Origin of the sequence: Romboutsia sp. 1001285H_161024_C4, from assembly GCF_015550185.1 — a bacterium.
In the GTDB taxonomy this organism is placed as follows: domain Bacteria; phylum Bacillota; class Clostridia; order Peptostreptococcales; family Peptostreptococcaceae; genus Romboutsia_C; species Romboutsia_C hominis.
Genome location: NZ_JADNAJ010000002.1, coordinates 127,750 through 139,501 on the forward strand (window position 1 = coordinate 127,750; position 11,752 = coordinate 139,501).

The window sequence follows — 11,752 nt, forward strand, 5'->3', positions numbered from 1 at the left end:
GAGATTATTATGAACAAGACAGTTGGAGTTATTGGTGGATTAGGACCTATGGCCACGGTTTACTTTTTTGACATGGTAGTGAGATTAACAGATGCAAAGTCTGATCAAGATCATGTTGATATGATAATAACTAACCGAGCTACTACTCCTGATAGAACCGCATACATAATAGGAGAAAGTGAAGATTCTCCAGTAGATGTTCTTATAAAAGACAGTAAAAGGTTAGAGGCATGTGGCTCAGATTTTATAGTGATAACTTGTAATACAGCACATTATTTCTATAAAGAAATTTCAGAAAGTGTAAATATACCTGTTGTAAATATAATAGAAGAGACTGTAAAACATGCTAAAGAAAATGGACACAAAAAATTAGGTATATTAGCTACAACTGGAAATATAAAAACTAAGTTATATCAGAATATGTGTGAAAAATATGAAATAGACTATTTAACACTAGATGAAGATAGACAAAGTGATGTAATGAGTATAATCTACAATGATATAAAAAGTGGAAAGTCTGCAAATATGAATAAATTCAATGCTATTATTGACTATCTAAAGTCAAATGATTGTGATGGAGTTATACTAGGATGTACAGAGCTTTCAATACTTAAAAATGACAACAATTTAGATGGTAAATTTTATATAGATTCGCTAGAAGTTTTAGCTAGAAAGTCTATAGAAAATAGTGGTAAAAAAGTTAAGGAAGCTTAAAATAAGCTTTATATATAATTTAAAGACTAAAAACAAAGAAAGCAGAGTGGTATATACTACTCTGCTTTTATAAAGATAATAAAAATTAGTATATTAAATCATTAAAGTCTTATAAAAGGTATAAAATTATATAAAAAGTTATATGTATAACAATAATTTTTTTTATCAAAAAACTCAATATTGTGCTATACTTACATAGATAAGAAGACTTATTAGGAGGGCTAAAGATGAAATTATTAGAAGTTATGAATGGGGTAGAATTTACCTCTCAAAAGCCTTGGAATGAAATAGAAAATACAGAAATAAAAGACATAGCATACAACTCTTCCAAATGTGAAGACGGATATATATTTGTAGCGATAAAGGGTGAGACTGTAGATGGTCACAAATATGCTAAAGATGCATATAAAAGAGGAACAAGAGTATTTATACTACAAGATGATGTAGAATTAGGAGAAGATGCTATAAAGCTATTTGTAAAAGATAGTAGGATAGCACTATCAAATATGTCATCAAATTACTTTGGTAATCCATCAAGAGAATTAAAAGTAATAGGTGTGACAGGAACTAAAGGAAAGACAACTATAACTAATTATATAAGTGAAGTATTAAATCAAGCTGGAATAAATACAGGGGTTATAGGAACTAATGGAACTTTCTACAATGGTAAGAGTGAAAAAACAGTTAATACAACTCCTGAAAGTTATGAATTACACAGAATATTTAGAACTATGCTAGATGAAGGTGTTAAATGTGTATCTATGGAAGTTTCTTCTGGTGGAATAATGATGAATAGAGTTGAAGATGTAAGTTTTGATATAGGAATATTCTCGAATTTATCTCCAGACCACATAGGGCCAAAAGAACATCCAACATTTGAACATTACTTAGAGTGTAAGGCTAAATTATTTACATTATGTGACCATGGAATAATAAATATAGATGATAAGCATGCTAAGGACATAATAAAACATGCAACTTGTCATATAGAAACTTTTGGGATAGAGAAAGATGCAGATTTAAAAGCTAAAAATATAAAGTATTCTAGAGAACTAGATTCATTAGGGACAAGCTTTGATGTAGAAACTAAAGATGATATATTTAATGCATATATATGTTCGCCAGGTACTTTTAGTATATACAATGCACTAGCAGTTATATCAGTTTGTAGATATTTAAAGATAGACCAAAGATTAATGTTAGATGCCCTTAAAAATGCTAAAGTAAAAGGTAGAGTTGAAGTACTACCAGTACTTGATTATGCAACAGTAATAATAGATTATGCTCATAATGGAGTTAGTTTAGAAAATATACTTCAAACTCTTAAAAAATATGATCACAATAGATTAATATGTTTATTTGGATCAGTTGGAGGAAGAACTAAGTTAAGAAGAAAAGAACTTGGAGATGTTGCATCTAGAGAATGTGACTTATGTATATTAACAGGAGATAACCCAGATTTTGAAGATCCAATGGATGTAATAAATGATATAGCTAAGTCATTTGAAGGTTCAAAATGTGAATATATAAAAGTGCCAGATAGAGAAGAAGCCATAATAAAAGCTATAGAGATAGCTAAAGAAGGAGATATGATAGTCTTTGCAGGAAAAGGACATGAGGAATATCAACTTATAAAAGGTGAAAGAGTACCTTTTAGTGAAACAGAAATAGCTAAAAAAGCAGCAGCTAAGTTAATGGAAAGCAGAAAAATTATGGTAGAATCCTTATAATTAAAGAGACTAAAAAGGGAAGTTTAATACTTCTCTTTTTAGTGTCTATACTAATATTAAAAAAATTTGGAGAAATTTCATGAATGAAGGGAAAATATTTTTATCATTACTAGAAAAATCAAGCTTAATAATAGTTTTATTTATAATGATAACTAAGATAAAGGGGTTTAAGTACATATTTCAAAAAGAAAAATACAAAGCTAAAGATCTAATGATAATATCTATTATATTTAGTTTATTAGCAATACTTGGTACTTACAATGGAATAAGTGTACAAGGTTCTCTTGCCAATACTCGAATAATAGCTATAGTATCTGGAGGTGTATTATTTGGACCTTTAGTTGGTATAGTATCGGGTGCAATATCAGGTGCTCATAGATATATAATAGATATACATGGCATAACCTCTTTTCCATGTTTTATATCTAGTATATTTGCAGGAATTATATCGGGATATTTTTACAAAAGAATAGATGATAAATATAGATGGATATATGGTATTTTATGTGGTGTAATATCAGAAAGTTTTACTATGTTATTAATATACTTGATTTCAAAGCCACATGATGTAGCAGTAAATATTATACATAAAATATATATACCAATGATAGTAGGTCAAATTGGTATAGGTTTTTTAGTATCTATTGTACAAGCTATAAAAAAAGAAAAGGATGAAGTAGCAGCATTTCAATCAAAGTTAGCGCTAGATATAGCAAATAAGACACTACCTTACTTTAGGTCTATAAACAAAGATTCCTTAAGAATTATATGTCAAATAATAAAAGATGAAATTAACTCAGATTCAGTAGCAATAACAGATAGAGAAAAAGTATTAGCCTATGTAGGAATAGGAGAAGAAATATTTAATAGATCTACAGGTCTTAGTGATATAACCAAAGAATCTATGGAAAAAAATAAAATATTAAATATAAAAGTAGAAAATGAAGGGTATTCTGTAAGTGAGAAAGTAAATTTAAAAACAGTCATGATAATACCTTTAACTGAATCCAATAAAGTAATAGGAAGTCTAAAAATATATTATACAGAGCAATATGATATGAGTCATTCAAAAAAAGCATTGGCAATAGGATTATCTCAAATGATATCTACATTAATGGAAGTATCAAAGATTGAAAAAATGAAAGAGGCTAAAAATAAAGCAGAAATAAAAGCTTTACAAACCCAAATAAATCCTCACTTTTTATTTAATGCATTAAATACTATAACATCCTTTATAAGAATTGATCCAGATAAAGCAAGAAAGCTTATTATAAATCTTTCTACTTATATGAGATATAATCTAGAAGTTACAGACAATCTTATTGATATAAATAAAGAATTAGAACAAGTAAAAGCTTATGTAGAAATAGAAAAAGCACGATTTGGAGATAAACTAAATGTTATTTATGATATAGATGATGATATACAAGTGAAGATACCAAGCCTTATAATACAACCTCTAGTAGAAAATGCAATTATACATGGAATAAGAAAAAATGGAGGACATGGCGTAGTAGTAATAGGAGTTAAAAAGAAAAAAGAAAAAGTTAACATATGGGTAGAAAATGACGGATTAACTATAGATCAAGAGATAATTAATAGAGTTTATAATAATAATATGCCAGAAAATAAGATAGGTCTTTATAATGTTCACTTAAGACTTAAGTTAATATATGGATATGGCTTAGACATAAAGAGGTTAAACCCAGGAACTAAGATAGAATTTAAAGTATAGAAAGGGGATGCTAGATGAAAGCTATAATAGTTGAAGATGAGTTTCCAGCAAGAGAAGAACTAAAATATTTTATAAATAATTTTAGCAATATAGAAGTGATAAATGAGTTTGATAATGGAGTAGATGTACTAAAATTTATACAAGAAAATAGCGTAGATGTAATATTTTTAGATATAAATATACCTATGCTAGATGGTATGCTACTGGCAAAAACAGTAAGACAATTTAAAAAAAGCCCCAAAATAGTTTTTATAACAGCTTACAAAGAACATGCAGTAGATGCATTTGAATTAGAAGCTTTTGATTATATATTAAAGCCATACTCAGATGATAGAATTATATCTATGTTAAAAAAACTTGAAAAGAGTGATACAGTAGATGAGAGTATTAATGCTTATGAGGAAGTAACAAATGAAAATAAGAAAAACTTATCTAGTGTTAGCTTATGGAAAAATGATAAGTTAATAGTAGTTAATATAGAAGATATATATTATTGTGAAGCAAGAGAAAGAGAGACTATAGTATTTACAAAAGATAATGAATACATAGTAAAGGGATGCATAAAAGAGTTTGAAAAAAATCTAGGAAAAGAAATATTCTTTAAGACACATAGATCTTTTATTGTAAATGTATATAAGATAAAAGAAATAATACCATGGTTTAATAGTACATATAAGTTAAAATTAAAAGATATAGATACAGAGATACCTGTTAGTAGAAGTAATATAAAAGAATTTAGAAAAATTATGCATATATAATTGTATTTTATGTTATTATTTATGCATTTCATGTAAAAATATATCTTTAAAATCTAAAAAAACGTTATTATATCCTTGGAATAATTAATACAAAAACTTAAAAAATAAAAGTTTTAAAAAGGAGAAAAGGTATGATAACATTTTTAGTATGCTTAGCAATACTTATAGTTGGATACTTCACTTACGGAACTTATGTAGACAAAATGGTTAAGTTAAGTGATGATAATCAAACTCCAGCAGTAAGATTACAAGATGGAATAGATTATATTCCGATGCCTTGGTACAAGGTATTTTTAATACAATTTTTAAATATAGCAGGAACAGGTCCTATATTTGGTGCTATAATGGGGGCATTATTTGGTCCAGTAGCATTTTTATGGATAACGTTTGGTACTATATTTGCAGGAGGAGTTCATGACTTCTTCTCAGGGGTTATATCAATGAAGCATGATGGTATGTCAGTTTCTGAAATAGTTGGTATATACTTAGGTGGAAAGATGAAAACAGTAATGAGAGTATTCTCAGTAATACTTCTTATATTAGTTGGTACAGTTTTCGTTACATCACCAGCAGGTCTTTTAAAATCTATGACAGGTGTAGATCAAATAGTATGGATAGTACTAATAATAATATACTATATAGCTGCAACTGTTTTACCAGTTGATAAGGTTATAGGTAAGGTATATCCATTATTTGGAGCAGCTTTATTATTTATGGCTATAGGATTAGCAGGAGCTATGATAATAGGTAACATAAACGGAACTATGGTAATGCCAGAGTTAACTTTACAAAATATGCATCCAGATGGATTATCTTTATTCCCATTCTTATTCGTAACAATAGCTTGTGGGGCAATATCAGGATTCCATGCGACTCAGTCACCTATGATGGCTAGATGTATAAACAATGAAAGAGAAAGTAAAAAAGTATTCTATGGAGCAATGGTTGTTGAAGGTATAGTTGCATTAGTATGGTGTGCAGTTTCAATAGCATTCTTTGGAGATAGTTTATCACTACAAGCAGCATTAACTGAATTTGGTGGTCAATCAGGAGTTGTTGGATTAATATCTAAGTCATTACTAGGTCAAGTAGGTTCAATACTTGCAGTACTTGGAGTTGTTGCTTGTCCTATAACAAGTGGAGATACAGCATTTAGAAGCGCAAGACTTACAATAGCTGACTCATTTAATATAAAGCAAGATACTTTTATGAGTAGATTTAAGATAGCTATACCATTATTCATAGTATGTATATTCTTAACTACAATAGACTTTAACATAATATGGAGATATTTTGCTTGGTCTAACCAAACATTAGCTACAATATTCTTATGGACAGCTACAGTGTATTTAATAAAGAACAATGTTAATTACTGGATAACTTTAGTACCAGCAACATTTATGACATCAGTATGTATGGCATATATACTACAAGCTCCAGAAGGATTTAGATTAAATGCTACATTATCAAATGGAGTAGGAGTAGTAGTTGCATTAGTATTATTTGGATTATTCTTAGTAAATAAACAAAAATTTGCTAATATGGATATAAAGAAAAGTGCTTAATTAAATATAAAAAAGAGTTACCTTAATTGGTAGCTCTTTTTATATTTTAAATTACTTGATTTACATATTTAATATTATTATCATTTTAATTTATAGATTATAATCAATTGCTAATCAAATATATTTTCTTAGTAATTAAAAAAGTATCTATAAATATAAAATTTATAGATACTTAAAATTATTTATTATACGTTAAATCTAAATAATATAACATCTCCATCTTTAACTACATAATCTTTACCTTCAAGTCTAACTAATCCTTTTTCTTTAGCTGCAGTCATAGTACCAACTTGAGCTAGATCTTCAAATGCTATAGTTTCTGCACGTATGAATCCTCTTTCTATATCAGAGTGTATCTTTCCACCAGCTTGAGGTGCTTTAGTACCAACTTTTATAGTCCAAGCTCTAACTTCTTGAGGACCAGCAGTTAAGTAAGAAACAAGTCCAAGTAAAGCATAAGAAGATTTTATTAATTTATCTAGGCCAGATTGCTCTAAACCTAAAGTTTCTAAGAATTCTTTCTTTTCTTCATCAGTATCAAGTTCAGATATTTCTGCTTCTATTTGAGCACAAACAACAACAACTTCAGCATTTTCAGTAGCAGCAAATTCTCTAACTTGATTTACGTATGGATTGTTTGCAGCTTCATCAGCTAAATCATCTTCACTTACGTTTGTAGCGTATATTACTGGCTTTGAAGTAAGTAAGTTTAATGAGTTAACAAAAGTTTGCTCATCTTCAGTGAAATCCATAGTTCTAACACACTTACCATCTTCTAAAGTTGCTTTTATAGCATTTAAAAACTCTAATTCAGAAACTAAAGACTTATCTGCCTTAGCAGCTTTTTGAGTTTTTTGTATTCTTCTATCTAATATCTCTATATCAGAGAATATTAATTCTAAGTTTATAGTTTCTATATCTCTAAGTGGATCAACGCTTCCATCAACGTGAACAACGTTAGGATCTTCAAAACATCTAACAACGTGAACTATAGCATCAACTTCTCTTATATGAGATAAAAATTTATTTCCAAGTCCTTCACCTTTAGAAGCTCCTCTAACAAGACCTGCTATATCGCAGAATTCTATTGCAGTAGGAACTATTTTTTTAGAATCATATAACTCTTTTAATTTATCTAATCTTTCATCTGGAACAGCCACAACACCAACATTTGGCTCTATTGTACAGAAAGGGTAGTTTGCAGATTCTGCACCTGCTTGAGTTATTGCGTTAAATAGTGTACTTTTACCAACATTTGGTAAACCAACTATACCTAATTTCATATTCATCGTCCTCTCTTTTATGATAATTTAAACAACCTGCATGTTGTAAATATCAGATTATTGAATTTATTATACTATTTTAACAAAGTCATATTATGGGTTATTAAGTTAGACTTTGTTATTTTAGACATACATATTAATTATACATCATATATATAACAGATGTAAACTAGGCATGTACATCAAAAACCACTTTTGGAGTTGATAGTATGTTAATTTTGATTACCTTATTTATAACCATAGGATTAAGTTTAATACTAAAAGGCTACATGGAAAATATATTTATAATTATAAGTGCCATAATATTTTATAGACAGATAATAATATATAAAGAATATAAAAATCTACCTTATGCTTTTTTAATTTCCTTTATAGTATTAAACTCATTTATTTTTTTTATTAAAGAAAGTGTAAACATAAAAGAAGTACAACCTATAGGTGAAAAAGAAGAAACTTTAGTGTTATTAGTATCTGAGGGTGAAGATAGAAATTATAATATAAGAGAAAGAACTACTCAAATATATTATGAAAATGGGTATAAATCATTTATAACGGGTATAAGTGATTTATATAAATATAAATCTTATTACACAGACTTAGGAGATAGCGATTTTAAAAGGAAGACAAAAGAAATCGAAGAAAAGTTAAAACTTCATTTAGGAGAAGGATATGAGGTAGTAAATACGTATATGTACTCAAAACCATATTTTGAAAAAAGTATAGAAAATATAGTAGAAAGTAGGTATAAAAAAATAATAGTATGTCCTTTGTTTATGACAGAAGGAAAAGACTACAAAATATTTAAAGAAAGATATGAAAAATTAACACTAGTTTATCATGATTTATTTAATGTAGAAATATTAGAACCACTTTATAAATCGAATAATTTAGCTATGGTTTATAAAAACGAAGTAATAAGAAAAATAAATGAAATAGATGATGATGCTGGAGTACTATTAATAGGATTTGAGGATAAAAACAATTTAGAACAAGATATATTATTTAGAGAAAAAATAAAAACATACATAGAATATGAAGATAAAGATGATAGAATTCAAATAAAAATGCCTCTTTTAGAAAATAATAAAGACGATATAATAAAAGATGGGGAAGAATTGTTAGAATATGGAATAAACACATTGTATGTTGTTTTTCCTACATGCGCAATAGATAGTATATACACAAGGTATTTAGTAGATAGTATACTTAAAAATCTTGATATGGGAAATACTAAATTTTACTATATAGACCCTGAAAAAAAGATAGATTCTATAGTTGATGAACTTTTTACAAGAATATCATTAATGAATACGTAGGAGGATAAGATGGAAAAAGACGTAAAAAAAATAAGCTTAGGTCAAAATATTAATTTAACATTAATACCTGCAAGTAAGTTTAAGTCTAATTTAGTTAGTATATATATACAAAGACTATTAGACAGAGAAGAAGTAACAAAAAATGCATTATTACCTGCTATAATAACTAGTGGATGCGAGAAATATCAAAGTTCAAGAGAAATATCACATAAGTTAGATGATTTATATGGTTCATCTGTTATGGGAGATGTATCTAAAAGAGGAGAACGTCAAGTAATAAGTTTTAAAATAATAAGTACTAATCAAAAATATTTAGATGAAAAGATATTTAAAGATGTAATTGAGTTTTTTAATGAAGTATTAAATAAACCTTTAGTAATAGATAATGGATTTAAAAAAGATTACGTAGATATAGAAAAAAGAAACTTAAAAGATAGAATACAAGCAAAAATCAATGATAAAGGTAGATATGCACTTGAAAGATGTTTTGAGGAAATGTGCAAAGATGAAAGATATAGTATAAGTGAATATGGATACGAAGAAGATTTAGAAAAAATAAACGAAAAAGACTTATACGAACATTACAAGAAAATAATAAAAACATCTCCAATAGACATAGTTGTAGAAGGAGATTTTGATGAGGAAGAAGTAAAAGAAACAATAACTAAAAACTTTACTTTTGAAAGAGATGAAATAATAGATATACCAAGAGCTACTTATGAAAAGAAAGTAGAAAAAGTAAAAACTATTGAAGAAAAAATGGATATAACTCAAGGTAAATTAGTAATGGGATATAGAGCAAATATAGACTATAGTGATGAAAATAAATACTATCCACTAATAGTTGGTTCTAATGTATTAGGTGGTGGACCACATTCTAAGATGTTTGTAAATATAAGAGAGAAAGAAAGCTTATGTTACTATATATATTCATCAGTTGAAAAATACAAATCTATATTATTTGTATCTTCTGGAATAGAATCTCAAAACTATGAAAAAACAGTGGAATTAGTAGGTAAGCAATTAGATAGTGTTAAAAAAGGAGAAATATCTAAAGAAGAAATTGAAAACAGTAAAAGTGCTTTAATAAACTCTATGAAATCATTAGGAGATAGCATAGGAGGAATGTCTGATTTTTATTTTGCACAGGGAATGAGTAAAACAAATTCTACAGTAGAAGAAATAATAAACAAAGTGGCAAGCGTAGAAATTGAAGATATAGTTAAAGCATTTGAAAATATAGAACTTGATACTATATATTTCTTAAGAAATTAGTGAGGTGATAGATATGGATAAAATAGTTAATGATATACTAAATGAAGAAATGTACTATGAAAAGTTAGAAAATGGACTTGATGTTTACTTTATGCCTAAAAAAGGATTTACTAAAAAATATGCAGTATTAGCTACAAACTATGGTTCTAATGAACTAGAATTTGTACCTATTGGAGAAAATGAAAAAATAAGGGTAAATGAAGGAATAGCACATTTTTTAGAACACAAAATGTTTGAACAACCAGATGGCGGAAATGCTTTTGATAAATTTTCTAAATGGGGAGCAAGTGCAAATGCATTTACTAACTTTACTATGACAGCATATTTATTCTCATGTACTGAAAATTTCTATGAAAGCTTAGAACACTTAATAGATTATGTACAAACTCCTTATTTTACAGATGAAAATGTGGAAAAGGAAAAGGGAATAATAGAACAAGAAATAAAAATGTATAATGACGATCCAGATTGGAATGTATACTTTAACTGTCTTAAAGCATTATATGTTAATTATCCAGTAAGAGTAGACATTGCAGGTACAGTTGATAGTATATATAAAATAACAAAAGAAGAATTATACAAATGCTATAATACTTTTTATAACCCAGGAAATATGGCACTATTTGTTGTTGGTGACTTAGAGGTAGATAAGGTTATGGATGTTGTTAAAAAATCTAATAACTACGATGTAGACAAGTTATCTCATAAAATAGAAAAATTTTATCCAAATGAACCTAAAGAAGTAAATCTAAAGGAAGTAGTTGCGAAGTTCCCTATATCTATGCCAATGTTTAATATAGCATTTAAGGATGATAATGTAGGTATAAAGGGAAATGAACTACTTAAAAAAGAAATAGCTACTGAAATATTGATAGATATAATATTTAAAAAAGGTAGCAGACTATATGAAGATTTATATATGAGTGGATTAATAAATGAAAACTTTGGAGCAGGATTCTCATCTCAAATCGATTATGCCTTTACAATAATAGGTGGAGATTCGAATAATCCAAGAGAAGTAAAGAATAAAATATTAGAATATGTAGAAAAATATAAAAAAGAAGGCTTAGATGAAAAAGAGTTTGAAAGAATAAAGAAAAAGAAAATAGGAAACTTTTTAAAATACTTTGACTCTGTAAACTTTATAGCTAATAACTTTATATCTTATAAATTTAAGGATATAAATTTACTAGACTATCTAGATGTACTAAAATCAATAGAATTTAGTGAAGTAGAAAAAAGATTGCACAGTCACTTAAAAGAAGAATATTGTGTAATATCTATAGTTGAACCAAGTGGAAAATAAAAAATAGCTAACTCATGAGAGTTAGCTATTTTTTATAGTGAAAAGTCAATAGAAAAATAAAAAAAATAAA

General features: G+C 27.5%; 9 protein-coding genes. 8 read left to right on the top strand and 1 reads right to left on the bottom strand.

What is annotated here, in order from left to right; translation table 11 throughout:
• The first annotated feature begins 9 nt into the window (after positions 1–9).
• From I1959_RS04105 to I1959_RS04125, 5 genes are all read left to right on the top strand, one after another.
• Positions 10–714, top strand: a complete 705-nt coding sequence (locus I1959_RS04105) for an aspartate/glutamate racemase family protein (protein WP_195237201.1) — start codon at positions 10–12, stop codon at positions 712–714.
• Positions 715–941: 227 nt separating this feature from the next.
• Positions 942–2,444: a UDP-N-acetylmuramoyl-L-alanyl-D-glutamate--2,6-diaminopimelate ligase gene (locus I1959_RS04110; protein WP_195237203.1), complete on the top strand. Its 1,503-nt coding sequence runs from the start codon at positions 942–944 to the stop codon at positions 2,442–2,444.
• Between the two features lie 79 nt (positions 2,445–2,523).
• Entirely contained in the window at positions 2,524–4,179 is a 1,656-nt protein-coding gene (locus tag I1959_RS04115) for a LytS/YhcK type 5TM receptor domain-containing protein (protein ID WP_195237205.1), read from the top strand.
• A gap of 14 nt (positions 4,180–4,193) precedes the next feature.
• On the top strand, positions 4,194–4,937 hold the full coding sequence (locus I1959_RS04120; RefSeq protein WP_195237207.1) for a LytR/AlgR family response regulator transcription factor: 744 nt from the start codon (positions 4,194–4,196) through the stop codon (positions 4,935–4,937).
• A gap of 131 nt (positions 4,938–5,068) precedes the next feature.
• Entirely contained in the window at positions 5,069–6,502 is a 1,434-nt protein-coding gene (locus I1959_RS04125; protein ID WP_195237209.1) for a carbon starvation CstA family protein, read from the top strand.
• 185 nt (positions 6,503–6,687) lie between these two features.
• Here the strand turns inward: I1959_RS04125 and ychF are convergent, their stop codons facing one another.
• The gene (gene ychF, locus I1959_RS04130; protein WP_166505909.1) at positions 6,688–7,785 is read right to left on the bottom strand and encodes a redox-regulated ATPase YchF; all 1,098 of its coding nucleotides are present in this window, start codon (positions 7,783–7,785) and stop codon (positions 6,688–6,690) included.
• Positions 7,786–8,003: 218 nt separating this feature from the next.
• Between ychF and I1959_RS04135 the strand changes: the two genes are divergently transcribed.
• From I1959_RS04135 to yfmH, 3 genes are read left to right on the top strand one after another with little or no spacing between them, the layout of a single operon-like run.
• Positions 8,004–9,101 carry a hypothetical protein gene (locus I1959_RS04135; protein ID WP_207733528.1) on the top strand — a complete coding sequence of 366 codons (1,098 nt, stop codon included), beginning with the start codon at positions 8,004–8,006 and terminating at the stop codon, positions 9,099–9,101.
• Positions 9,102–9,110: 9 nt separating this feature from the next.
• Entirely contained in the window at positions 9,111–10,376 is a 1,266-nt protein-coding gene (yfmF, locus tag I1959_RS04140) for an EF-P 5-aminopentanol modification-associated protein YfmF (protein ID WP_092924132.1), read from the top strand.
• Between the two features lie 13 nt (positions 10,377–10,389).
• On the top strand, positions 10,390–11,682 hold the full coding sequence (yfmH, locus tag I1959_RS04145) for an EF-P 5-aminopentanol modification-associated protein YfmH (protein WP_092924135.1): 1,293 nt from the start codon (positions 10,390–10,392) through the stop codon (positions 11,680–11,682).
• The last annotated feature ends 70 nt before the right edge of the window (positions 11,683–11,752 follow it).